Origin of the sequence: Fodinisporobacter ferrooxydans (assembly GCF_022818495.1) — a bacterium.
GTDB lineage: Bacteria > Bacillota > Bacilli > Tumebacillales > MYW30-H2 > Fodinisporobacter > Fodinisporobacter ferrooxydans.
The window spans coordinates 1,508,757-1,534,645 of record NZ_CP089291.1; the positions used below are offsets into that span (position 1 = coordinate 1,508,757).

At 44.5% G+C, this 25,889-nt stretch carries 22 protein-coding genes and 3 rRNA genes; 22 read left to right on the top strand and 3 right to left on the bottom strand.

All coding sequences use genetic code 11. The features are described 5' to 3' along the window. Positions 1-35: 35 nt before the first annotated feature. The 4 genes from LSG31_RS07140 (at position 36) to LSG31_RS07155 (ending at position 2,955) form a co-directional block, all read left to right on the top strand. Complete coding sequence (locus LSG31_RS07140) at positions 36-692, top strand: FMN-dependent NADH-azoreductase (RefSeq protein WP_347438682.1); 657 nt, start codon at positions 36-38, stop codon at positions 690-692. Positions 693-1,027: 335 nt separating this feature from the next. After that, positions 1,028-1,411, top strand: coding sequence for a DoxX family protein (locus LSG31_RS07145; protein ID WP_347438683.1), 384 nt, complete (start codon positions 1,028-1,030; stop codon positions 1,409-1,411). After that, entirely contained in the window at positions 1,408-2,115 is a 708-nt protein-coding gene (locus tag LSG31_RS07150; RefSeq protein WP_347438684.1) for a pirin family protein, read from the top strand. Before LSG31_RS07145 ends, LSG31_RS07150 begins: the two co-directional genes overlap by 4 nt. Positions 2,116-2,364: 249 nt before the next feature. Further along, a complete protein-coding gene (locus LSG31_RS07155; RefSeq protein WP_347438685.1) occupies positions 2,365-2,955 on the top strand; it encodes a TetR/AcrR family transcriptional regulator in 591 nt (196 codons plus the stop codon). A 196-nt stretch (positions 2,956-3,151) separates the two neighbouring features. Here the strand turns inward: LSG31_RS07155 and LSG31_RS07160 are convergent, their stop codons facing one another. Next, complete coding sequence (locus LSG31_RS07160) at positions 3,152-3,457, bottom strand: hypothetical protein (protein ID WP_347438686.1); 306 nt, start codon at positions 3,455-3,457, stop codon at positions 3,152-3,154. 152 nt (positions 3,458-3,609) lie between these two features. Here LSG31_RS07160 and LSG31_RS07165 point away from each other — a divergent pair, with 152 nt between their 5' ends. The 3 genes from LSG31_RS07165 to LSG31_RS07175 all read left to right on the top strand — a co-directional run bounded on the left by LSG31_RS07165 (position 3,610) and on the right by LSG31_RS07175 (position 5,214). Next, positions 3,610-4,617: a G1 family glutamic endopeptidase gene (locus LSG31_RS07165; RefSeq protein WP_347438687.1), complete on the top strand. Its 1,008-nt coding sequence runs from the start codon at positions 3,610-3,612 to the stop codon at positions 4,615-4,617. Between the two features lie 11 nt (positions 4,618-4,628). Next, positions 4,629-4,781, top strand: coding sequence for a TetR-like C-terminal domain-containing protein (locus tag LSG31_RS07170; RefSeq protein WP_347439457.1), 153 nt, complete (start codon positions 4,629-4,631; stop codon positions 4,779-4,781). 136 nt (positions 4,782-4,917) lie between these two features. Next, on the top strand, positions 4,918-5,214 hold the full coding sequence (locus LSG31_RS07175) for a hypothetical protein (RefSeq protein ID WP_347438688.1): 297 nt from the start codon (positions 4,918-4,920) through the stop codon (positions 5,212-5,214). 50 nt (positions 5,215-5,264) lie between these two features. On the opposite strand, the gene LSG31_RS07180 is transcribed toward LSG31_RS07175, so the two are convergent. Then, positions 5,265-6,344 carry an NAD(P)H-dependent flavin oxidoreductase gene (locus LSG31_RS07180; protein WP_347438689.1) on the bottom strand — a complete coding sequence of 360 codons (1,080 nt, stop codon included), beginning with the start codon at positions 6,342-6,344 and terminating at the stop codon, positions 5,265-5,267. Positions 6,345-6,577: 233 nt separating this feature from the next. On the opposite strand from LSG31_RS07180, the gene LSG31_RS07185 reads away from it, so the two are divergent. From LSG31_RS07185 to LSG31_RS07225, 9 genes are all read left to right on the top strand, one after another. Then, positions 6,578-6,928: an ASCH domain-containing protein gene (locus LSG31_RS07185; RefSeq protein ID WP_347438690.1), complete on the top strand. Its 351-nt coding sequence runs from the start codon at positions 6,578-6,580 to the stop codon at positions 6,926-6,928. A 12-nt stretch (positions 6,929-6,940) separates the two neighbouring features. Further along, positions 6,941-7,378, top strand: a complete 438-nt coding sequence (locus LSG31_RS07190) for a hypothetical protein (protein WP_347438691.1) — start codon at positions 6,941-6,943, stop codon at positions 7,376-7,378. A 299-nt stretch (positions 7,379-7,677) separates the two neighbouring features. After that, a complete protein-coding gene (locus LSG31_RS07195) occupies positions 7,678-8,067 on the top strand; it encodes an MBL fold metallo-hydrolase (protein WP_347438692.1) in 390 nt (129 codons plus the stop codon). A gap of 150 nt (positions 8,068-8,217) precedes the next feature. Continuing rightward, positions 8,218-9,042, top strand: a complete 825-nt coding sequence (locus LSG31_RS07200; RefSeq protein WP_347438693.1) for an SPL family radical SAM protein — start codon at positions 8,218-8,220, stop codon at positions 9,040-9,042. 485 nt (positions 9,043-9,527) lie between these two features. Next, a 16S ribosomal RNA gene (locus LSG31_RS07205) occupies positions 9,528-11,071 on the top strand. A 601-nt stretch (positions 11,072-11,672) separates the two neighbouring features. Further along, positions 11,673-14,735: ribosomal RNA gene (locus LSG31_RS07210) — 23S ribosomal RNA — on the top strand. Between the two features lie 320 nt (positions 14,736-15,055). Next, a 5S ribosomal RNA gene (gene rrf / locus LSG31_RS07215) occupies positions 15,056-15,172 on the top strand. Together the 16S, 23S and 5S rRNA genes form the textbook arrangement of a ribosomal RNA operon. 417 nt (positions 15,173-15,589) lie before the next feature. Beyond that, a complete protein-coding gene (locus tag LSG31_RS07220) occupies positions 15,590-16,522 on the top strand; it encodes an alpha/beta hydrolase (protein ID WP_347438694.1) in 933 nt (310 codons plus the stop codon). A gap of 349 nt (positions 16,523-16,871) precedes the next feature. Further along, the gene (locus tag LSG31_RS07225) at positions 16,872-18,134 is read left to right on the top strand and encodes a nickel pincer cofactor-dependent isomerase, group 22 (protein WP_347438695.1); all 1,263 of its coding nucleotides are present in this window, start codon (positions 16,872-16,874) and stop codon (positions 18,132-18,134) included. A gap of 83 nt (positions 18,135-18,217) precedes the next feature. On the opposite strand, the gene LSG31_RS07230 is transcribed toward LSG31_RS07225, so the two are convergent. After that, positions 18,218-19,087: a LysR family transcriptional regulator gene (locus tag LSG31_RS07230; RefSeq protein WP_347438696.1), complete on the bottom strand. Its 870-nt coding sequence runs from the start codon at positions 19,085-19,087 to the stop codon at positions 18,218-18,220. 134 nt (positions 19,088-19,221) lie between these two features. Here LSG31_RS07230 and LSG31_RS07235 point away from each other — a divergent pair, with 134 nt between their 5' ends. From LSG31_RS07235 to LSG31_RS07260, 6 genes are all read left to right on the top strand, one after another. Then, the gene (locus LSG31_RS07235; RefSeq protein ID WP_347438697.1) at positions 19,222-20,190 is read left to right on the top strand and encodes a cupin domain-containing protein; all 969 of its coding nucleotides are present in this window, start codon (positions 19,222-19,224) and stop codon (positions 20,188-20,190) included. A gap of 12 nt (positions 20,191-20,202) precedes the next feature. After that, positions 20,203-20,445 (top strand): DUF1450 domain-containing protein, encoded by a 243-nt coding sequence (locus tag LSG31_RS07240; protein WP_347438698.1) that lies wholly within the window; start codon positions 20,203-20,205, stop codon positions 20,443-20,445. 261 nt (positions 20,446-20,706) lie between these two features. Then, positions 20,707-21,441: a GerAB/ArcD/ProY family transporter gene (locus LSG31_RS07245; RefSeq protein WP_347438699.1), complete on the top strand. Its 735-nt coding sequence runs from the start codon at positions 20,707-20,709 to the stop codon at positions 21,439-21,441. A 156-nt stretch (positions 21,442-21,597) separates the two neighbouring features. After that, the gene (locus tag LSG31_RS07250) at positions 21,598-23,277 is read left to right on the top strand and encodes an FAD-dependent oxidoreductase (protein ID WP_347438700.1); all 1,680 of its coding nucleotides are present in this window, start codon (positions 21,598-21,600) and stop codon (positions 23,275-23,277) included. 202 nt (positions 23,278-23,479) lie between these two features. Continuing rightward, complete coding sequence (locus LSG31_RS07255) at positions 23,480-24,568, top strand: KamA family radical SAM protein (RefSeq protein WP_347438701.1); 1,089 nt, start codon at positions 23,480-23,482, stop codon at positions 24,566-24,568. A 79-nt stretch (positions 24,569-24,647) separates the two neighbouring features. Next, positions 24,648-25,793 (top strand): carboxylate--amine ligase, encoded by a 1,146-nt coding sequence (locus LSG31_RS07260; protein WP_347438702.1) that lies wholly within the window; start codon positions 24,648-24,650, stop codon positions 25,791-25,793. Positions 25,794-25,889 lie beyond the last annotated feature (96 nt).

Below are 25,889 nucleotides of genomic sequence, written 5' to 3' on the forward strand. Positions count from 1 at the left end.
TTAAGGATTCTCAGTCCGGAAAGGGATGATGAAAAGTGGCAAAAGTCTTGTATATTACAGCAAATCCTAAAACAGAGAATGAATCCTATAGCTTATCTGTTGGAAAAGCATTTTTAGACGCGTATCGTCAGGAAAATCCCAAAGATGAAATTATAAAACTGGATGTTTACAATACCAAAATCCCTTATATCGATACAGATGTGTTTAGCGGTTGGGGCAAACTTCAAAAAGGAACGGCATTTGAACAACTTTCTGCGGACGAAAAGGAAAAAGTGAGTGCTCTTAACACGTTAGTTGATCAATTTGTGGCAGCAGATAAGTATATATTTGTAACACCCATGTGGAACTTTAGTATTCCGCCGCTCATGAAAGCATATATTGATGCCATTTGTATCGCCGGAAAAACGTTCAAGTATACAGCCGAGGGTCCGATTGGTTTGTTGCCGAAAAAAAAGGCCGTGCATATTCAAGCGCGTGGCGGTATGTATTCAGAAGGTCCGGCAAAGGAAATGGAAATGGGAGATCGGTATATTCGGACCATTATGGGCTTCTTTGGTATCACCGATATGGAGTCTATCATTGTTGAAGGTATGGCAGCCATGCCGAATGAAGCGGAAAACATTAGGGCAAAAGCCATTGAACGGGCAAAAAAAGCAGCCAAGAATTTCGCTAAGGAACTTGTAACAGTTTAAGTTTTTGCCGATACAGTAATTTAACAATACAGTAATTTTATAAAAACAATAGGAAGTTAATTGAAGATAGTAAAGAATTTCCATGGATGTTAATGTTTTTTATGAAATGAATTAAAAAGCCGATTTTCCTTTTTCGTCGCAGGAAAATCGGCTTTTTTCTTGCTATGCAGTAGAGAATGAATGCAATTCAGCTTCGCACTCCTTGTGTCTTATTTAACCACTTTTTACACACACACTTAAAAACACTTTATTGACAAAATTAATTATATTATATAATATACTGATATAAAGTTAGCAACAAATAATTAAAAAGCAACGAACAGGAGGTATTATTCATGATCAATATGGGTCTTCTTATTATTCGCCTTATTGTAGGATTCACCTTTGCCGGACATGGGGCACAGAAGATGTTCGGATGGTTTGGGGGGTATGGCTTGAAGGGAACTGCCGGGTGGCTTGAATCCATTGGAATGAAACCGGGCATAGTAATGGCATTCTTGGCAGCGTTGGCCGAAATTCTTGGCGGTCTTTTCTTTGCATTTGGCTGGTTGTTGCCAATTGGTGCAGCGCTGATCACTTTGACTATGCTGGTAGCGATTTTTACTGTACATGGCAAAAACGGCTACTGGGCGACACAAAATGGATATGAGTACAATTTGATTCTAATCGCGATTGCCATCGGGGTCGCACTCATTGGTCCAGGGGGTTATGTGCTATGATTCAAATGTACCCGGCGGAATCGCGTTTCGGTTCCGATCATGGATGGTTAAAAACGTACCATAGCTTTTCATTTGCTGATTATTATGATCCGGAAAATATGAATTTTGGACCGATGCGAGTACTGAATGACGATACAGTACAAGCAAAAACAGGCTTTGGCCCTCATCCGCACCGGGAAATGGAAATTGTTTCAATTGTCTTGAAAGGGCAATTGCAACACCAGGACAGTACGGGCACCACCGAAATCATACGACGCGGGGAAATACAACGGATGAGCGCGGGAACGGGTGTCATTCATTCGGAAATGAATCCATCCGAAACGGAAGACGTGAATTTTTTGCAACTCTGGTTTGAGCCAAATGAAAGAAAATTGTCCCCATCTTATGAACAGATCGCGTATGATGAAACACAAATGAAAAACCGGTTATTGCCGGTGGTTTCACATCGTGATTTTGGAAAGAATGTAGCTCATATTCATCAAGATTTGACGATTTATCTTGCAAAACTGGAAGCGGGACGTGCAATTTCTTTTGCACAAGCAAAAAATCGCAGAACTTTTCTTTTCCTTATGGAAGGGGAACTTATGCTGAATCAAGAGCAAACATTAAAAAGGCGGGATTCCGCGCGAATTGCTGAACTTACCAACCTGAATCTGCAGGCGAGCGGGTCAGGATCCTATTTTATGTTGATTGATTTGCCGTAAAGGCTTTGATTTGACATCAGATTCATGCTTGAGTGGAGACCAAAAATCTTAAAACAGACTTTTGGAATCATCTCCATCAACAGCAGATCGAAAAAAGGAAAAATAAGCTTGTAAAAAACTAACACCATTAGTTATACTTTAACTAATAGTGTTAGTTTTTTAGTGCTGTCAGAAACCGTAAATTTTAGAGGTTGATTGTAAAAGCCGAACGCAATCTGGCACATTTTCGGCAGTAAAGGAGCAACGAACATGTCCCCAAGAATTGGACTTGATTTGCATACCATTTTGCAAGCCGCTTCAGAAATTGCCGACACACATGGCATCGATGCGGTAACATTGGCTTCGTTGGCCCAAAAACTTGGAATTCGCTCTCCTTCGTTATACAACCATGTGAACGGTTTGCAAGACTTGCGAAAAAAGCTCGCCATCTATGGTATTGAGCAGCTTCATAGCGCCTTGGCGAATGCTGCTGTCGGACGATCCGGAGCTGATGCGGTGCATGCGCTCGCAGAAGCATATATAGCCTTTGCCCGTACTCATCCCGGATCGTATGAAGCCACACTGCTGGCACCTGATCCGAGGGACCCGGAGGTTCAACAGGCGGGGAATGAAATTGTGGATCTTGCCGTACGTGTACTGAATGCGTATGGTCTGGAAGGCGAGGCGGCCATTCATGCTACGCGCGGATTGCGAAGCATGCTCCATGGGTTCGCTTCCTTGGAGCAAAGAGGGGGATTCAATCTTCGGCTTGATGTTGATAGGAGCCTCCATCTATTGATCGATGCGTTTCTTGCCGGGATCCATACGATGAAGCAATACGGAAAACCGGATCGTGATTGAGAAATCATCTTTTCATGACTTCTTCATAAGTTCTTTATTTTTCGGGACTATTCTAAACATGTAAGGGACTTTGCAAGTGATGAAATATGATTCATGATTTGGAATTTTTACAAAATAATCTTTTTTAAATTTGGTATTCTGGATGCTATATACATACAATGATTCACTTGAATCCGTAACGTTACGGATTCTGGATTTATTTTTGTAGACCTTTAGATTTATACCAAATATCTTTTCTTATAACCTCCACGTACCCATTATTTATTTTGAGTGCTATTTCTTCCCTTATATCATGACCTGGAATTTCATAAAAGTCACTATGATTCATAGTTCCAATTTCCTTACCTATTGATTTAACGAGATTATTCGTAACGACATATTGATAGCCATTAAAATTTACAAATGCAATTGTGGTTGAGTTCTCTTTTAAAGGACTTTGTAAAGTTGAACATCCAACCAAAGAAATACATAGACTCAAAATACCAAGAAATATTTTAAACATAACAATTCCTCCTTGTATAATTATTGACGAAATCCCAGTTGGAAAAGTTACAAAAAATTGAAAACTATTGGAAATTGTTCTGACTAGTATTATACTGAATATGGTAATATAATACAAAAATGATAGGATAGGTGAAAAAGTATGAAAAAAGTATGAAAAAAGCATTAAAATTGTCACTAGGTGCTATTGTATTATCAAATTTATTAATTCTTCCTAGTGCATTAGCTACTTCTAGTAATACTCAAGAAAGTATACATTTTGTTGCTCCGCCAGCTACTTTTAATCCCTTAAATGCAATAAATGATGAACTTAAAAAGTATGGATTTCCCGAAAAACCTAATGATCCAAAAGAACTATCAGTATGGAAAGATCATATGAGTCATGCAAAACACTTCATACCTCCCGTTTTAAAAACTGTAGTAGGAACTACCCATAAAACTCATGTTAAATCGACAAGTGATACATACACTCCTAACTGGTCTGGATGGGTAGCGACCCCGAATTCAGGTTTTTCATTCGCGAAAATTGCTGGTGACTTTTATGCTACAGATATCTCTTCATCTACCGTGGATTCCCATGTATCTAGTTGGGTTGGCTTAGGGGGTCTTAATAACAGTAAACTAATTCAAGCTGGTGTTGAAGGTGTTGCTACAACACATTGGCTTTCTTCAACAACGACGGCCTATTATGTATGGACAGAAATGCTACCTGATCAACCTTACGAACAACAAATTTCCAGCTTTCCCATAAATTCTGGTGATCATTTGTATGTTCACATTGTGTATGGAACCCATCAGGATTCTTCTGGTAATACAATTGGGGATGCTACCTTTTACATTGAGAATTTAACACAGAATAATTATACATACTATGCGACTAGCACTCTAAACGCAACAAACGATTATTATGGTGGAACCGCTGAGTGGATAGATGAAAGACCAACAGTAAATGGATCTTATTCAAATTTGGCTAAGTTTGGCACTGACACTTGGACTAATTTATATGCAGGAACTCCTTCTGTTTCGGCATCCTTAGGATCGTGGGCCAACTATCCATTAAATATGAGAAACCCAAATAATTATAATGATTTATTAGCGGGGCCAGGTTCATATAATTCAGCTTCAAATTTGTTTGTTAACTATTGGTATAATTATAATTGATTATAGTTGGATTGCGAAGCATGCTCCATGGGTTCGCTTCCTTGGAGCAAAGAGGGGGATTCAATCTTCGGCTTGATGTTGATAGGAGCCTTCATCTATTGATCGATGCGTTTCTTGCCGGGATCCATACGATGAAGCAATACGGAAAACCGGATCGAGATTGAGAAATCATCTTTTCATGACTTCTTCATAAGTTCTTTATTTTTCGGGACTATTCTAAACATGTAAGGAGCTTCACAAACTTGAGAATTTGCAAAAGGCTAAATATTTTGAGGCCCCGAAATGAAAGGAGAGAGTGTTATGAAAAAGATGTTTCTTACGTTTTTACTTGGAGGAGTGCTAATTGGAGGAGTTTCTTATCAGGCGTTTGCATCAACCCAGGCATCTCCGGCTCCCTCAACGCCTCCAGGATATGGGTATGGTCAAATGATGAACGGTACTTCCAATGATTACAATCAAATGACGAATGCCATGGGAAATTACCTGAACAGTAAGGATGGCAAACAAATGGTGCAAGCTTGTACGAACTATATGGAACAGTATAAGGGAGGCAATCCATCGACTACACCGAAAACTTCATCCTATCATTTGCAGTAATGCGAATAAAAAGGCCCGGATCAATCGATTCGGGTCTTTTGCGATTATCGTCATTCTTGGATGGAATGGAGGGTGTCCGTAACACCGCGGATAAGACGAGACATGAGTTCCTCGACAGACGCAAGTTGGCTTAGTGAAGCTGCCTGTCCTGCCCATAATGACATATATTCCGTATTTTCCTGCCCGGCTGCTGCTTTCCGCATTTCTTTTGTAAGAGCATTTTGAATTGGGTAATGAGGAATCTTTTTGCCGTATGTATCCATCATCGTGATAAATTCGTTTTTAATACCACGAGCAGGTTTCCCGGAAAACGCCCGAGTAATCACAGTGCTGTCATCGGAACTTGTAAGAATGCGCTCTTTATATTTCGAATGAGCCCCACTCTCGAAACTGGACAAGAATGCAGTGCCCATTTGAACACCGGCAGCCCCAAGGGCGAGACTTGCCACAATGCCCCGGCCATCCATGATTCCCCCGGATGCAATTACAGGAAGCCGGACACGATCGGCGATTTGCGGGACAAGTGCCATCGTACCCACGAGAGAAGACTCGAATGATTGGAGAAATGTTCCGCGATGACCTCCAGCTTCACTTCCTTGCGCCACAATGGCATCGACACCACGTTCTGCAAGCAAAAGGGCTTCTTTGACGGTGGTGGCAGTTCCTATAACCTTTGTCTGATTGGAATGCAGCGCTTCAATTGCAGCAGCGTCTGGAATCCCAAAAGTAAAACTGAAAACAGGTACGTTTTCCTCCAGGATGACAGAAAGTTGTTCCGCAAATGACTCTGCGTAAATTCCTGGCTTACGATTGGATGTGCTTTGAATCCCCAAACGGGTTTCAATACCTTTTAAATATTCCTGCATTTGGAAAATTACTTGCATGTCTTCTTCGTAAGCGCCTGGGACGAATAAATTGACTCCAAACGGTTGGTCCGTTCGCTCTCTGATATCTGCAATTGCTTTTCGCATCTGCTCAGGTGCCATATATCCGGCACCCAATGTGCCAAGACCTCCTGCGTTGGATACAGCAGCCACCAATTCTGGTGTGGTAGAACCGCCTGCCATGCCGGCCTGAATGATTGGATACTTGATGCCGAGCAATTCCGTCAATTTCGTATGAGGCCACATAAAATTCCCTCCATTTCCGTTGCGTGTATATAGTATGAATTTTACTATTGCTGGAGTATCCTGTAAAACAGGAATCAATGGATGAAAACCATTACTTTACATGATCATCAGAACTATAGAATATTCACTTCTCTAGTCATAGATTTGTCATGGAAAGGACAAGTGCAATTGACAAAGGAAATGTGGTAAGGTTGAATTGTAGCGAAATGGACAGAGCAGGAGGGATTCTTTCGATGACGAATCAAAATGAAAATCATACATTACCGCCAAAAACTTGCACCATTGACCGATTAATTACTCTTCAGGCCGATATTGAAAAAGTACTTGCAGGCAAGAAAACAGCGACACGACGGAACGGGAGATATGCAGACGTTGGTGAAGTCATGAAACTTGATAATCAACAGTTTGTCGTTAACCGGGTCTATTCCCAATCCCTTGGTGAATTGACTGATGAGGATGCCCGGCGAGAAGGGTTTGTAAATTTGGAAGAATATAAGCAATCCATTTTGTCCATCCATCCCGGAATGCCGTGGCTGCCGCACATGCGTGTCTGGGTTCACGAGTTCCATCCCATTCAGGATTAACTTGACAGTGTCATGAATCTATTACAATTGCTCCTTTATATTCATATCGGCAGTGTCATTTTGACAATTGGTCCATTTTTTGTGCTGATTCCACTCGTCAAAAAACTGCGTGCGGCAGAGTCCCAGGCACAAAAAGCGTATTTGGAGACGTTTTGGTTTACCGTTCGGTTGACCAAACATGCCGGGCATGTATTAGTCATATCTGGAATATTGCTGGTGATCGTCGGTTCATGGTCTTGGACGACATCTTGGATTGTACTGCCATTGATCCTTTTGCTAAGTTCGATATTTTTCCTGGCCCGGGCATTTTCGCCTATTCTCCGTAAATTCGGCGAATCGGATTATGACAGGGGAAGCTTGGCACAGAAACTTACCCGTTCCATTTGGATTTACATCATTATTATGATGGCTGTATTATGGTTTATGGTAACAAAGCCAGTACTGTGGTAATCAACTCCTGCCAACTTGCGTTTTTAAAAGTTGGTAGGAGTCTTGGCTGTCTGAAGGGTGTATTCAATTTGTTTTATTTACTCAATAGACAAATTTAATTGATAATTCCCAAATCGAAGAATTTGATCGAGAATTGATGTTAACTCCTCATTTGTGCTCGCAAGTATTTTTATCGAATAACAACCATGTCCGCTTACACGAAATGCCTCTACTATACATTACTCATACTATTCTCATGCATCAGGCATATTTTACAATTCATAGCATAGACATTTTGGTTTGAATTTAGATTTATAGAAATGTTGAAAATGTGTTTCTGCAAATGCCGTAAAATTTCTCAACTCAATATTTCTTCCTTTGATTCTCTTTTCGAAGGATTTGAAGATATTTTGCAACCTCAAGATCAGGGAACATTGAAAAACGATTGCTTTACAAATACTGAGTGTGTGACTGAAGAAAATAACTGGGGTGGGATCAAAATCATTCGCACAGGTGGCAGACATGGCCGGGGTGAGATGGCGCAAAAAATGGGGCCTGTCTCTGGATTTGTTTTGCAGGCGGTAGATGAACCAATATTATATATTGTTGGTGATACGATTTGGTGCCCGGAAGTGCAGAATGTTCTTGAAACACATCAGCCTGACGTAGCAATTGTAAATGCGGGTGCTGCTCAATTTTTGACCGGATAGTTTAATTGTGCATACCAAATCTAAATCGTTACATGCTGTTGTATCGGGTTTGGGATGGCAGGATAAAAAATGCAGGTTCCACAAATTAATTGAAGGAAGTGGGTGATTTTACTGGCTACTGAGATACAAATGAAGGAAGTAAAAACTGCTTTGAATCGACAAAAAGGGGGATTTCTCAATACGTTCACACATACGCTTCAACCTTATACGGGCTGTACTTTCGGACAGAGAACATTACATGGGCAAGGATGTCCGTATTGCTATGTCAGAAAATTGCCCGTCGCATTATTTAAGGCTCGGGAATGGGGTTCCTGGTTGGATGCAAAAGTGAATGTTGCTGCAGTTTTGCGGAAGGAATTGCAAAACCATGAACGTAAAGGCACATTGAAGAACCTGCGAATCTTTATGAGCTCCGCTACAGATCCATATCAAGGAGCTGAAATAAACATGGAATTGACGAAAAGTTGCCTCGAGGCATTTAAAGATTATCCACCAGGCTTACTAGTAGTACAGACACGTTCTCCTCTTATTATTCGCGACATTGCTCTTCTGAAAGAGTTGCGGGAACATGTGTGGGTTAGCGTAACGTTGGAGACGAATAACGATGATGTAAGAAAAAATATTACACCAACGTCTCCCACTGTGCACAGTAGATTAAATGCAATGAGAATTCTGCATGAAGCAGGAATTCGTGTACAGGCAGCCGTTAGCCCCATGTTGCCAAATGATCCTATAGAATTTGCGGATATGTTAGATCAAGCCTGTTCTCGAGTTGTTGTCGATACATTATTCCACGGCGATGGCGCGAACGGGAAAAGGTCAGAATCACTAGGAATGAAGCACCTTTTCGAACAGTATGGATATCAAAGCTGGTATCACCCGGAAGCACATGGTACCCTACTAGCAGTACTTCAACGAAAACTTGGAAATAGTCGCGTTGTTTTTAGTCAAGAGGGGTTTAATACAATCCATTAATATTTCTTGATTTTTTTTACTTGCAAACTTGAATTAATGATTCTGTGACGATTAACGTGAATACATGATATAACGCAAGAAATGATGAGAAAATAACAAATAACAGATGATTTTGTTGCTATTTGTTTTAAAATCAGTATTGAACTTCATGTTCGTATCATGGTAAGATAACACCTGTCGCTTCGAGAGCGGCGTTAAACAAATAGACATTTTCGGTATTTAAAAGTTGCGAATAATTGATCGTAAAAAATACCAGTTGATTAAAATGTTGAAACGTGATAAATTATAAAACGTCGCTATTGCGAATCCCTCTTTGATAATAAAGAGTGGTGAAGTTCCTTGAAAACTAAACAAGTGCAGGGAGTTATTATGTAACTCCTGTCATTAGTCAGCAATGATTCTGACAGGGTCAAGTAATGAATAGGTAGCTCCGACAACCTTCGGTTGCGGAGTAAATTCACACGAAGTGCTGAAGCACTTAGTGTTCATTTGAGAGTTTGATCCTGGCTCAGGACGAACGCTGGCGGCGTGCCTAATACATGCAAGTCGCGCGGACGATGCAAAGCTTGCTTTGCATCGTTAGCGGCGGACGGGTGAGTAACACGTGGGCAACCTGCCGAATCGTTTGGGATAACACCCGGAAACGGGTGCTAATACCGGATAGTTTCTTCCTTCGCATGAAGGGAGACGGAAAGGTCCGTTCGGACCGCGATTCGATGGGCCCGCGGCGCATTAGCTAGTTGGTGGGGTAACGGCTCACCAAGGCGACGATGCGTAGCCGACCTGAGAGGGTGACCGGCCACACTGGGACTGAGACACGGCCCAGACTCCTACGGGAGGCAGCAGTAGGGAATCTTCCGCAATGGGCGCAAGCCTGACGGAGCAACGCCGCGTGAGTGATGAAGGCCTTCGGGTTGTAAAACTCTGTCTTCGGAGACGAACCCGTACGGGAGGAAATGCCCGTGCGTTGACGGTATCCGAGGAGGAAGCCCCGGCTAACTACGTGCCAGCAGCCGCGGTAATACGTAGGGGGCAAGCGTTGTCCGGAATCACTGGGCGTAAAGCGCGCGCAGGCGGCATTTCACGTCTGGGGTGAAAGTCCAGAGCTCAACTCTGGGATGGCCTTGGAAACGGGAGTGCTTGAGCGTCGGAGAGGTAAGGGGAATTCCACGTGTAGCGGTGAAATGCGTAGAGATGTGGAGGAACACCAGTGGCGAAGGCGCCTTACTGGCCGATTGCTGACGCTGAGGCGCGAAAGCGTGGGGAGCAAACAGGATTAGATACCCTGGTAGTCCACGCCGTAAACGATGAGTGCTAGGTGTTGGAGGGTACCACCTCCAGTGCCGAAGCTAACGCATTAAGCACTCCGCCTGGGGAGTACGGTCGCAAGACTGAAACTCAAAGGAATTGACGGGGGCCCGCACAAGCAGTGGAGCATGTGGTTTAATTCGAAGCAACGCGAAGAACCTTACCAGGTCTTGACATCCCGCTGACCGGTGTAGCGATACACCTTCCCTTCGGGGCAGCGGTGACAGGTGGTGCATGGTTGTCGTCAGCTCGTGTCGTGAGATGTTGGGTTAAGTCCCGCAACGAGCGCAACCCTTGATCTGTGTTGCCAGCATTCAGTTGGGCACTCACAGGTGACTGCCGGCGACAAGCCGGAGGAAGGCGGGGATGACGTCAAATCATCATGCCCCTTATGACCTGGGCTACACACGTGCTACAATGGGCGGTACAACGGGATGCGAAGCCGCAAGGCGGAGCCAACCCCTGAAAACCGTTCACAGTTCGGATTGCAGGCTGCAACCCGCCTGCATGAAGCCGGAATTGCTAGTAATCGCGGATCAGCATGCCGCGGTGAATCCGTTCCCGGGCCTTGTACACACCGCCCGTCACACCACGAGAGTTGGCAACACCCGAAGTCGGTGGGGCAACCATTTGGGGCCAGCCGCCGAAGGTGGGGTCGATGATTGGGGTGAAGTCGTAACAAGGTAGCCGTATCGGAAGGTGCGGCTGGATCACCTCCTTTCTAAGGATATAAGTCCCTTATGGGGATGCGAAAAAGAATGTTTGTGTTACACGAACATTGCCCTGCACTTGGTTAGTTTTGAGGGAACCTCCCTCAAATGGAAACATCTGATGATTGCATCGCTGGATGCAGCGTATTAAGATGGATTTCCTGCTTCCGCAAGGAAGCGTGAATATGGAATGGCTTTTTTATGTACTTTGTTCTTGATGTTCTTTGAAAACTGGATAGCGAATTCTATCGTATACAGGATGAATACAATGCGTGGTAACTGCGCAAGCAGTACACAATTTCATCAAATGTTTTACCCGAGCGCTTAACGATTTTTTGGTATGCATGTTTTATGCAGCACCAAACTGCGACTCGCTAGCGGCGAGAAGTGCTAGGAAGAGATTTCGTGAAGAAGTGAGCATAATGGAATTATGTGAACGATGAACGAAAGATCTGACAACGCAATTCGAAGCCGATAGATAGAGTGAAGTCGAATCAGAAGCGAGAAATGCAAGGAAGAGCGTTTGTGGAGGAGGGAGCGTACGAAGTGGGTACGTGACTGACGGAACAAACGATCTGACACAGCAGTTCGACGCTTATCATTCGACGAATAGGTTAAGTTAGTAAGGGCGCATGGTGGATGCCTAGGTGCCAGGTGCCGATGAAGGACGGAGCGAACGCCGAAACGCCCCGGGGAGCTGTAAGCAAGCGTTGATCCGGGGATCTCCGAATGGGGCAACCCCCTGCGGTTCATACCGCAGGATTCCGATCTGAATCCATAGGGTCGGAAAGGTACACCAGGGGAACTGAAACATCTAAGTACCCTGAGGAAAAGAAAACAACAGTGATTCCCTAAGTAGCGGCGAGCGAACGGGGAATAGCCCAAACCGCACATGCTTGCATGTGCGGGGTTGCGGGGCGTCTCATACGAAGTTATCAATCCATTGGGTAGGAGAACGGCCTGGAACGGCCGATCGCAGAGGGTGACAATCCCGTATCTGAAACCAAATGGACTTCGAGACGAACCCCAAGTACCGCGGGACACGTGAAATCCCGTGGGAATCCGGGAGGACCACCTCCTAAGGCTAAATACACCCTGGCAACCGATAGTGAACCAGTACCGTGAGGGAAAGGTGAAAAGCACCCCGGGAGGGGAGTGAAACAGAACCTGAAACCATGTGCCTACAATCAGTCGGAGGGCCATACCACCCCAAAAAGTATTACTTTTCGGGGACCCCGGTTAGCCTGACGGCGTGCCTTTTGTAGAATGAACCGGCGAGTGATGGTCGCAAGCGAGGTTAAAGCGAGAAGCTGGAGCCGTAGCGAAAGCGCGTCTGAAAAGGGCGGCAGTTTGCGGTCATCGACCCGAAACCGGGTGATCTACCCCTGGTCAGGGTGAAGTTGCGGTAAAACGCAATGGAGGCCCGAACCCACTGACGTTGAAAAGTCAGGGGATGAACTGGGGGTAGGGGAGAAATTCCAATCGAACTCGGAGATAGCTGGTTCTCCCCGAAATAGCTTTAGGGCTAGCGTTGGAGCGAGAGGGATGGAGGTAGAGCACTGATTGGGCTAGGGGCCTGTCCAAGGTTACCGAACTCAGTCAAACTCCGAATGCCGTTTCCTTATCTCCAGCAGTCAGACTACGAGTGCTAAGATCCGTGGTCAAAAGGGAAACAGCCCAGACCATCAGCTAAGGTCCCCAAGTTCCGGTTAAGTGGGAAACGATGTGGCGGTGCACAGACAACCAGGATGTTGGCTTAGAAGCAGCCACCATTGAAAGAGTGCGTAATAGCTCACTGGTCGAGTGACGCTGCGCGGAAAATGTAACGGGGCTAAACCGGACACCGAAGCTATGGATGTGCCTGTCGGCACGTGGTAGGGGAGCGTTCTCAGCGAGTGGAAGTCAGACCGGAAGGTCTGGTGGATGGCTGAGAAGTGAGAATGCCGGTATAAGTAGCGAAAAGACAGGTGAGAATCCTGTCCACCGAAAGCCTAAGGGTTCCTGGGGAAGGCTCGTCCTCCCAGGGTTAGTCGGGACCTAAGCCGAGGCCGAAAGGCGTAGGCGATGGACAACTGGTGGAAATTCCAGTACCACCGTGTCACCGTTCCCATCTATGATTTACATCAATGAATGGGTCCCCACGAAAGTAATCGGAATACGCTTCGAAGCGTTCCGTCACTTTCGTGGGAGAATTAGCGAGGGAGTGACGCAGGAGGATAGGGTGAGCGGCCTGTTGGATGGCCGTGCAAGCAGCAAGGCTGGGAGATTGGCAAATCCGTCTTCCATACGGTCAAGCTGTGATGCCGAGCGAAATTATAGTAGCGAAGTCCCTGATTTCACACTGCCAAGAAAAGCTTCTAGCGAGGGGATCGGTGCCCGTACCGCAAACCGACACAGGTAGGCGAGGAGAGAATCCTCAGGTGCGCGGGAAAACTCTCGTTAAGGAACTCGGCAAAATGGCCCCGTAACTTCGGGAGAAGGGGCGCTCTGGTAGGGTGTTCTTTACGAATGCCTGAGAGAGCCGCAGTGAAAAGGCCCAAGCGACTGTTTAGCAAAAACACAGGTCTCTGCTAAGCCGAAAGGCGATGTATAGGGGCTGACGCCTGCCCGGTGCTGGAAGGTTAAGAGGAGGGGTTATCCCTTGCGGGAGAAGCTCTGAATTGAAGCCCCAGTAAACGGCGGCCGTAACTATAACGGTCCTAAGGTAGCGAAATTCCTTGTCAGGTAAGTTCTGACCCGCACGAATGGCGTAACGACTTGGGCGCTGTCTCAACGAGAGACCCGGTGAAATTGTAGTACCTGTGAAGATGCAGGTTACCCGCGGCTAGACGGAAAGACCCCGTGGAGCTTGACTGTAGCTTGATATGGAAGTTGGGTACTTCATGTACAGGATAGGTGGGAGACTGCGAAGCCAGGGCGCCAGCCTTGGTGGAGTCAATCTTGGGATACCACCCTTGAAGTATCCGGCTTCTAACTCGACGCCCTGAAGCGGGTGTGAGGACAGTGTCAGGTGGGCAGTTTGACTGGGGCGGTCGCCTCCCAAAGCGTAACGGAGGCGCCCAAGGGTTCCCTCAGCGCGGTTGGAAATCGCGCGGCGAGTGCAAAGGCAAAAGGGAGCTTGACTGCGAGACTTACAAGTCGAGCAGGGACGAAAGTCGGGCTTAGTGATCCGGCGGTGCCGAGTGGAAGGGCCGTCGCTCAACGGATAAAAGCTACCCCGGGGATAACAGGCTTATCTCCCCCAAGAGTCCACATCGACGGGGAGGTTTGGCACCTCGATGTCGGCTCATCGCATCCTGGGGCTGAAGTCGGTCCCAAGGGTTGGGCTGTTCGCCCATTAAAGCGGTACGCGAGCTGGGTTCAGAACGTCGTGAGACAGTTCGGTCCCTATCTGCCGCGGGCGCAGGAAATTTGAGAAGTGCTGTCCTTAGTACGAGAGGACCGGGATGGACCGACCGCTGGTGTCTCAGTTGTGGTGCCAACTGCATCGCTGAGTAGCCAAGTCGGGACGGGATAAGCGCTGAAAGCATCTAAGCGCGAAGCCCGCTTCAAGATGAGATTTCCCACTAGGAAGCTAGGTAAGACCCCATGAAGAAGACATGGTTGATAGGTCTGGAGTGTACGTGTGGCGACACATTGAGCTGACAGATACTAATCGGTCGAGGACTTAACCTAAACAAAAAGGTTTACGTGCGCAAAGGATACGATAGCATTCGCATCTGGTTTTGAAAGAACATCTTTCTTTATGATTCGCTAGAAGCGAGAAGTGCAAGGAATGACCGGAGCGAGTGAAGGAGCGTACGGTATTGGTACGTGACTGAAGCGAGTGATGGGAAATGACACAGCAATTCGAAGCTTAGAGTGAATGGAGTCGAATCAGAAGCGAGAAATACAAGGAAGCGCTTGAGTGACGGAAGGAGCGTACGTATTTGGTACGTGACTGACGGAACGAAAGATGCTGACGCAGTAGTTCGAAGCTTATCATTCGACGGATGTCTGGTGATGATGGCAGAGGGGATACACACGTACCCATCCCGAACACGACCGTTAAGCCCTCTAGCGCCGATGGTACTTGGAGCGCAGGCTCCTGGGAGAGTAGGACGTTGCCAGGCAAATAAAAAATACAGTAAAAAGAAGCACTTACTTCATGAGAAGGTGCTTCTTTTTACTGTATAGGAACAATTCCAAAGCCAAAGAACTTGGTTGACTGGAAGCCGATACTAATATTTCAACAGCTATTTGTAGATAAGGTTCAGACTTTGGCAATCCTTCTAGTTTAAAGATTAGAAATTATTACCTTTAGCGATTAGTGTATCCGAAAGGGAATGATAAATGCAAAGAGATCTGCAAAATTTAGACATAGCTCTCTCAAACCGTGTTGCTGCCTAGGCGTTAACATGTTATAAAAATACAATTCAAACTTCAAGACATACTGCCGAATTTTGCATTTTTATTGCCGTATACAGTTGATTCCTTGAAATAGTTAGAAATGGTAGAATATATGATAATGGTTAGAAGGAGAGAGACGTATGCCGTTGGATCCACAAGCGCAAACATTTCTGGTGCAAAATGCCGGGACTGATTTTTCAGTCGTAAAAACAATGCCTCTTGACCAATCAAGAAACATGCATGTAGAGTCTGTTATCAATTATCACAGAGTACTTGAGCCTGTAGCACAAGTAAAAGATATCGAGATACCAGGCCCGTATGGTTTGATACCGATCCGGATTTACATACCTGATGGGAAGAACTCTTTTCCACTGCTTTTGTGGTTTCATGGAGGCGGATGGGTTTGGGGCAATCTCGAAACAGCAGATGAAGCATGTAGAGTAATCGCAAATAAGGCGAATTGCATTGTAGTTTCCGTAGATTATCGATTGGCACCGGAACATACATTTCCAATCGCAATCGAAGAAGCATATGCGGCAATCAAGTGGGCCTATGAAAATGCCTCTGAAGTTCATGGTGATCCCTCCCGCATTGCTGTTGGCGGTGACAGTGCGGGTGGAAATCTGGCTGCTGTTGCATCTATGATGGCACGCGATCGGAATGGACCGAAAATTATATACCAATTGCTGGTTTATCCTGTCATCGATAGCAGGTTGTCTACTGAATCATTTCAACATTTTGAAAATGGATATTCTCTGACGAAAGAAAAAATGAAGTGGTTCTGGGAACAGTACGCACCTGGCATCGCGGATCAACAACATCCATATGCTGCACCCGTTTTTGCAGGCAATTTGAGAAACTTGCCGCCGGCACTTGTTATTACTGCAGAGTTTGATCCTTTGCGCGATGAAGGTGAAGCATATGCAAACATGTTGAAGGAAGCGGGCGTTTCGGCAAGATGTATAAGGTTTGATGGGATGATTCACGGATTTTTCACGCGTGTTGCAGCATTTGATCAAGCAATGCGAGCGATAGAGGAAGCTGCACAAGAATTGCACAAGGTTTTTCAATAAAAAATCATGATTACCGAAATATACCATATTGCCGAAATAGGCTATTTTACTGAAATGTACTATCGATAACAAGTGATTCTTCAAATATTTATAAATAACAAGTGTTTTTTAATATTTGCCAAAAAGATCAGGAACAATTTTCTGATCTTTTTGACATTATGACATTGATTCTCGGCCGCTCATTGCAAACAAAAATCAAAAAAATTCTCCATTAAAGCACTCGGCATGACAGGTGTATAATAGAATCAAGCGATCAAGACAGAGTGCGGCATCGAATTGGATGCCGTTTCCCGTGTTTTTGTTTCCCATGTTTTTAAGTAGGAATGTTGAAAAACAAGGAGGCATACGTATGGAATTCCCAAAATGGGTGAAAATCAGGCAAAAGTTTACCGGTCCCGAAGTGAAAGACATAGACCAAGAGATTGCAAATCAATTGTCTTCCGTACATTTGATGGCATCGATCAAACCGGGGATGCGGATTGCCATTACGGCAGGCAGCCGAGGAATTGCGAATATTGCCAGGATCGTTCGGGCAACGGCAAATGAGTTGAAGAGAGCGGGAGCAGAGCCGTTTATTGTCCCTGCGATGGGCAGTCATGGCGGTGCAACTGCAGAAGGACAGGTAGAAGTATTACATAGCTTAGGGATTACGGAAGAATTTTGTGGCGCTCCGATACGCTCTTCCATGGAAGTCGTAAAAATTGGGGAAACAGACCAAGGTATGCCGGTTCACATCGATAAACATGCATGGGAAGCAGATGGAATTATTTTAATGGGGCGAGTCAAGGTGCATACCGATTTTAAATCTCCGATCGGGATTGAAAGCGGGTTGATGAAAATGTCCGCCATAGGCCTTGGCAAGCATAAACAGGCATTATTGATTCACACATATGGTGTTCAAGGAATTCGCGATATGATGCCGGAAGTGGCGAAAGTTGTCTTGCAAAAAGCAAACATTCTCTGTGGTGTAGCGATTATTGAAAATGCGTTTGAACAAACGGCAAAAATTGAAGCCATACCAACTGCTCAAATTCCAGAACGTGAGAAAGAGCTGTTGAAAGAGTCCGCTTCCTATATGCCAAGCTTGCCGACGGATGCGATTGATATTTTGATGGTTGATGAAATTGGAAAAAATTATAGCGGCACTGGAATGGATACGAATATCATCGGAAGAATCCGCATTTTAGGTGTGGAAGAGCCGAAAACCCCAAATATTAAATACATTATCGCAAGTGACTTGAGTGAAGAATCCCATGGCAATGCGCTTGGCATCGGCCTTGCGGATCTGACGACAAGGCGTTTATTTGAAAAAATTGATTTGCAGAAGATGAATGAAAATGTAATTACGAGCTCCTTTTTGTATCGTGCGATGATTCCAATTGTCCTGGAAAGTGATCGAGATGCTTTCGTTGCTGCATTGCGTTGCAACTGGGGAGTGGAGCCCAAGCAGGCAAGAATTATGAGAATTCCGAATACGCTGCATTTGGAAACGCTGTATGTGTCGGAAGCATTGCTTCCAGACATTCGTGATAAAGCCCATATTGAAATACTGGGTGAACTGCAAGAGATGCAGTTTGACGAGAACGGGTATTTGCCAAAATTTCATAAATAGCAGAGATTGAAGAACGAAATGGTTGGATACGTGACCGGGTTGAGGAATCGCCCGGTTTTTGCATTGATTTACAAGCACAAGTGTCAATTGGCACTTGTGCTTTTTGCGATTTGCAAAAAAGCTTTCACCAGCGGAGAGTGATCTCCTTTCCGCCAGGAAATGCCCATGGATGCCATTGGCAGTTGATTATGCAAATCAAGGTAGGCGACATCTTGTGTATGCAAATTTATGGCGGATTGGGGAACAATGGCAATACCAAGTCCTGCTGCAACCAATCCAATGACAGTTTGAAACTCCAATGCTTCTTGAGAAATTGTAGGATTGCATCGTGCAAGAATTTCATCATACAGACTTGCCCAGGTTTTTCTTGACAACATGACGAACGGGTATTTGGATAGAATTTCTAGGGAGATTTTCTTCCTATCGATTAACGGATGATTTTTTGGCACGGCAAGTACACAGGGAACGGTCATCACGATTTCTGTACACACTCCATCGTCTGTAACAGGCGGACGCAACACACCCACATCAATGCGTTTTTGGTGCAACGCTTCGATTTGTGTGGGCGTCGACATTTCATGCAACAATACTTGAACAAGCGGGTACAGATTTCGAAACTCTCGCAGAACAGCAGGCAGAATATCATATGTGGCAGATCCCACGAATCCAACGGTGAGCGTTCCGACTTCTCCTCGATGCGCCCGCTGTGCATTTTCCGCGGCTCGATTGAGATCATCAAAGATCTGACGGATATCGCTGTAGAACACTTTTCCAGCTTCCGACAGCTCGACGTGTCGATTATTTCGGAAAAAGAGCGGGATGCCCAATTCTTTTTCCAACTGTTTGATCTGCAGACTGAGAGGAGGTTGTGTAATTTTGAGCCGAATTGCGGCGCGACTGAAATTTAATTCCTCTGCTACTGTAAGAAAACACTGCAATTGCCAAAGTTCCATGTGTGATCACCTGTGTTTTGTTATATAAATTTTGAATCATTTCTATTTAAATTATATATTAGACATTCTCCATTTCCTCAAGATATCATAGCCATATAGAAAAGAAAACAGAAATTGAAAATGGGGGTATTACTATGCCAAATGCAACCATTCAACCAGGGCAATTAGCTGTAGGAACAGTAAACGAAAATTGGACAGGAGACGCTCGTTTTTACGAGTATACGACAGCGGCCGATCCCATCGGCTCCGGCATTATCAGCCCAGTTCCGGCGGTGCAATTTCCGGCCGAATTATATAACTCGGGTGAAACACGTATTGTAACTTTGGATTTATCAAAAGAGTTGGGAACGAACTATCCGGCAACAAGCCCATCGTTGCTCGCTAATTTCATTCGTATAAATGCCGGCGATGCAGTTTCGACAAAACCGAATGCGACAAGCGAATTGTACTATATCATCTCCGGCGCAGGCAGCACCGAAGTAAACGGACAGACAATCCAATGGAAAAAAGGCGACTTTGTGACACTTCCATCAGGATCTGCCAGCCGCCATACAGCAATCGAAGATACGACGATCTATTACATCGTCGATACGCCATTGCTCGACTATTTGGGCGCCACAGCTACCGAAGCCCGCTTCAATCCTACACTCTTTACAGCGGAAGAAGCGAAAGCAAAATTGGATGAAGTGGCGAATGCACCGGATGCACACTTGAAAAATCGGATCTCTATTTTATTGAATAATAAAAATTTTGATCAAACATTGACGATTACACACGTATTGTGGGCGATGTTCGGGATTGTTCCAGTTGGTTCCAATCAAGCGCCGCATTGTCACAAATCGGTTGCCCTCGATTTTGTTGTAGATGCAAAGCCAGGCACATACACACTTGTGGGTGACAAGGTAGATCCGGAGACAAAGCAAATCATCGATCCGATCCGTATCGATTGGGAGCCGGGGAAAGCATTTGTGACACCTCCGGGCTTATGGCACTCTCACCACAATGAATCCGGTGCGGCTGCATTTATTATTCCCATTCAAGATGCAGGTCTGCAAACATATCTTCGTACATTGGATATCCAATTCTTCCATTATGATGAATAACTGAGAAACATCATGAGTCAGAAAAAGCGCATGGCACTGTTTTGCAAGCGCAATGTGGAAGTCGGCGGCGCTCGGACTGTTGTGGATCTCCTGGAGCGTGAACATAAAGACGAGATAGAGGTCCGTATTGTCGATTGTTTTAAACGTTGTCTCGCATGTTCCAGAACCCCCTTTTGCAGAATGCAACTAACTACACTTGAAGCTGGGGACGGGAATGCGTTAATTGAAAAAATTATTCAAACAGCAAGAAAATGATAAAATGAAACATGGATCATGTGGAATTTTTGCTCAATCATAAAAGAATCTATGACAGGCCCTTGTATCTCGAGATACAAGGGTTTTTTTATAGAGGATGTTCAAAAAGTGATCGGCAAGTATAAATTTTAAAGATCGATAGTCGTCTTCGCCGAAACGCTTGGCGAAGCTAAGTTTTCTTTAGCATGAAAGACGAATATTATGAGCATTACTGTTAATACTAAGATAGTTTACCTATCATATGAAATGGATGAAAATGTATTGAATAAACAGTCGAAAAGCAAGATGTCAAATCTTCAATTGATGATGATGATGATGATTGGTGTTGCCGCCAGTGTATTGACTTTTCCGGATAAGCTTCCAAGGCAAGTATTGATCGTAAGTATCATTATCGGATTCATGTTTTTGGGACCTTCTACAGGGCCGATCATGATCTTTGATCAGCTTCAGTCCGAACGGATCTACTATCCAACGTATGAGGAAATTAAATATATTCAAATTGAAGACTTTTTTTACAACCTGGATATTTTGGGACTGCTCCTTTGGACGGTTGGTTCCTTTATACGAATCTCTGTATATATATTTGCCGGAATGAAAAGCGCAGCAAATGTATTTGGAGCCAATAAAGAAACGGTATTTGCCATCCCGGTTGCCATATTGGTTTCTGCTGTCGTTTACAGCTTGCAATCGGTGACAGTTGGAGAAATGGGATACTTTATACGAACATATTATTTAGTTGCGGCTCTCGTTATAGGAGCCATGTTTCCACTCCTCACCTTACTTGTGGCAAAAATACGAAAAATACCCATTGCAGCAAACGAATTTGAATACGATATTGAAGATACAAAAGAATGGTTGACATATGCCGGAATCAAGCAAAGCATCACGCAAATGACCCCTTTGCTGAATACCGTGATTCTAATGATTGCAATCGGGTTTGTCGAATATTTTGTGTTTATTAAAGGAATTCACTGGTTATCAAGAATCGGGAAATAATAAGGATTTTATCGATGCGTCAGCTTTAGCGGCTGGCGCTTTTTTGTGAACGTTGCGATTCGTTCGTTTCAATATAGTACAAATGGACCATATTAAAATACCATATAGGGTATATAATAAATGTGTGTCAATTGTTTGAAAGTGGAGGAATGAAGCGTGGAAAACAAACAAACAATCGTTGTCATTGGTGGAGTGGCTGCAGGAGCAAGCGCTGCTGCGAAAGCTCGTCGAGAGGATGAAAGGGCAACTATTCTTGTATATGAAAAAGGAAAATACGTATCCTTTGCCAATTGCGGTTTGCCATATTATGTGGGAAATGAAATCATGCAAGAGCGAGCATTGCTGCTGCATACGCCGGATTCCTTAAAAACAAGATTTAATTTGGATGTCTTTGTTGAACATGAGGTTTTGGAAATCAAACCAGAGGAACATCAAGTAGTCGTGAAAAATTTGCAAGCTGGTGAGACATTTACACAGTCTTATGACAAGGTAATCCTTGCAACGGGTACGAAACCGATTGTGCCGAATATCGATGGAATTCATTCTCGTAATGTGCACTTGCTTCGTACTGTTCCAGATGCGGTACAAATCAAACAGCAGATTGAAGCAGGCAATGTCAAAAAAGCAGTTGTTGTAGGCGGTGGTTTTATTGGATTGGAAGCAGTTGAAAATCTGCATCGTCAAGGGGTATCCGTCACTTTAATCGAAAAAGCCGATCAGGTGATGACGCCATTTGATCGTGAAATGGTTGTAGATTTGGAAGACATGTTGCAAAAGTTGCGGGTTGAAGTCATTTTGAATAATGGAATCACAAAATTTGTGGCCCAAGGAGATAGGGCGGAAGCTGTGCAATTAGAAGATGGGACTGTTATTCATGCAGATATGTTTCTTTTAAGTATCGGTGTTCGGCCGGATGTAACACTAGCGGAAAAAGCGGGAATCGAACTGGGAGCAACCAGGGCAATTGCTGTAAATGGGCGAATGGAAACCAGCATCCCCGACATCTACGCTGCCGGGGATGCTGTAGAAATTCACCATAGGGTAAGCGGCAAATCCGCATGGATTCCTTTGGCTGGCCCTGCGAATAAGCAAGGACGTGTGGCGGGCGCCAATGCTGTGGGTCGGTCGATGGAGTTTAAAGGAGCGTATGGCACTTCCATCGTACGCGTGGGCAATGTCGTTGCTGCGAAGACCGGCTTGAGTGAAAAAGAATGTATAAGAGAAGGCATGGATTATCGAGTCACTTATAACTACCATGGGAATCACGCCGCCTATTATCCGGGATCGGAAGGCATGATGATAAAATTGATTGCCGAACAACAGACCGGGAGAATTTTAGGGGCGCAAATTGTTGGCGGAGCAGGTGTTGATAAACGCATTGATGTTCTTGCTACAGCGATTTATGGACACATGACTGTGGAGGATTTGGAACATTTAGATCTGGCCTATGCTCCACCTTTTGGGGCTGCAAAAGATCCGATCATCATGGCTGGCATGACGCATGCCAATTTGTATCGGGCAGAGGGAAACGCATATACACCCGCACAGGTAGCTGAACAAATGGAGAAAAAAGATATACAAATTGTTGACGTACGGAATGAAGATGAATGGGCGGTTGGGATGATTCCGGGAGCGATCGGAATTCCTTTGCCAATGCTGCGTGCACGTTTGAACGAACTAGATCCGGCCAAGGAAACGGTAGTATACTGCCGAAGCGGGCAGCGAAGTTATTTTGCCTCCCGAATTCTTATGCAAAACGGTTTTCAGAATCTCAAAAATTTGATGGGTGGATATTTAGGTTGGACGTTGTTTCAAAAGAGTTTGAAAGAATCATGATTTAAAATTGGGGCTGTCCCAAAAGAATTTGCGGTGGTGAGTTGACTCAAAAAGCATCCCAATCCACATGAAAGTGGAGCAGGATGCTGTTTTTTTGCGTTGCTTTTCAGGTGTATTTTGATACTACTATAAAATTTTTCATTTTTAAAAGAATATTTTGAAATGATTTGATTTTCATAGTATCCTTTAGTGGGTGAGGTGTATGAAGATGACAAAATATATCACAAATATAAACCACATCCTAGACATACCTGAACAAGAACGTCTCATGCTGAAAGAGGTTACCGAAAAATACGCATTTCGTGTAAATGAGTATTATTTGCAGTTGATAAACTGGCAAGATCCTGACGATCCGATTAAGAAGTTGATTATTCCCAGCATAAATGAATTGAATGAATACGGAGATTGGGATGCATCCGATGAAGAGAGTAATTATGTTGCTCCCGGCTGCCAACACAAATATCAGACAACGGCGCTTTTGCTCGTTTCCGAGGTATGTGGAGCGTATTGCAGATACTGCTTTCGCAAGCGGCTCTTTCAAGAGGATGTAACGGAAACGGTGTTGGATTGTAAAGAGGGGCTTGCGTATATTCATGAACATCCTGAAATCAACAATGTGCTGTTAACAGGTGGAGATCCTTTACTCTTATCAACAGCGCGAATCAGGAACCTGATACAGAGTTTGAGGCAAATGGACCATGTGCGGATCATTCGGTTTGGATCGAAACTGCCGGTCTTTGATCCGATGCGAATTTATAACGACAAAGAATTACTGGAAACGTTTCAGGAGTATTCTCAATTGGATCGCAGAATCTATGTTGTCACGCATGTGAGCCATCCCCGAGAGATCACAAATGAGGCTTTACAGTGTTTTGATGCTTTGCAAAAAGCCGGTGTAATTATGGTGAACCAAACCCCTATATTGCGTGGGATCAATGATGATGCGGATGTATTGGCAGAATTGTTAAATCGTCTTGCTTTTGCAGGAGTTACTCCTTACTATTTCTTTGTCAATCGTCCGGTCGTTGGCAATTCGGAATTTGTACTGCCTTTAAAGAAAATATATCGACTAGTCGAACAAGCAAAAGCCGAGACATCCGGACTGGGCAAGAGAGTGCGGTTGGTTTTAAGCCATTCTTCCGGTAAAATAGAAATATTGGCGATTGAAGATGATACAGCGTATTTAAAATACCATCAAGCACGCAATGGACAATATGGGAAATTTATGGTGTTGCCATGCCCGGACGATGCTACATGGTTTGACGATCTCACTGACTATGGTCAATATTAGACAAAGGGAATGGATTGATGTTGAAGGGATTTGATCCTAAGGAGGATTTGATCTGAATACAGTTTTATTGACAAATGGAATGCTTAGTAAAACACTCGCAGCTGTACGTTCTCTTGGCGCACGGAATGTACGCACAATCGTTTCAGAAAAAATCCGGTTTCATACAAGCGGATTTTCCAGATACGCCGATCATACACTTGTAAATCCGGATCCAAAAGAATCCCCAGAGCAGTTTTACAGCTGGTTATGTGATACAGTAAAGCGCGAAGATTGCAACGTCTTGTTTCCGATGGACGACGATACGATGGAAATCGCCGTCAAGCATCAACAAGAATTAAGAGCTTTTTGTCATGTTCCCGTTCCGCCGCTTGCGAGTTATCAAATCGCAGCAGACAAAAGGCAGACGATGCAATATGCCAAAAAGGCGGGAGTTCCCTGTCCGCAAACAGTTGAAACGAATTTTGACTCGGAGTATGACCAAGACGAGTTGGTGCGCATTTCGAGTGAATTGGAGTATCCCCTGGTTATCAAGCCTCGGTTTAGCTCCGGTTCTCGGGGTGTTCGTTTTGCGTATAACCAAGATCAATTGCTTGCACTATTTCCTATCATCCATAAACAATATCCCAACCCCCTTCTGCAAGAGTATATTCCACCTGGCACAAAATACGATGTTGGCGTCTGTTATGATGCCAATCATATGCTGAAAGCGGCTTTTGTGCAGAGACAAATTCGCAATTATCCGATACAGAGAGGGCCGAGCACGGTTCATGAAAGTGTGAACCACCAAAAACTTATTGACTATGCCGCGCAATTAATGGCACATTTGCCTTGGTATGGGGTAGCAGACATTGAATTTATCATCGATCCGCGGAATGGAGAGCCCAAACTCTTGGAAATTAATCCTCGATTTTGGAGTTCCCTGCATCTTTCGATCCGATGCGGTGTTGATTTCCCATGGATTCTCTATCAATTGGCGATGGGTCATGAGGTAGAATCCATTCTGGAATATCGTTCCGGAATCCTGGGACGCGCTCTTTTACCGGGGGACATTTTGCACTATGCAAGCAATCCGGATCGAAAAAACATGAACCCGCCTTTTTGGACACTTGGTATTCCGGATGATACTCTTTCAAAAAACGATCCTATGCCTGCTGTCGGCTTCTTTTTTTCCGCTTTGCGTTATTCTTTTGACATAGATTTTTGGAAGTTTCTCATTCATCGTTGAATGTATATTCCTAAATTTTTTCAATTTATGATCGATTCATTGGATAGATCATAGATCAAGGGGACTGTCTTGCGATTCGCAGATCTTGGACAGCCC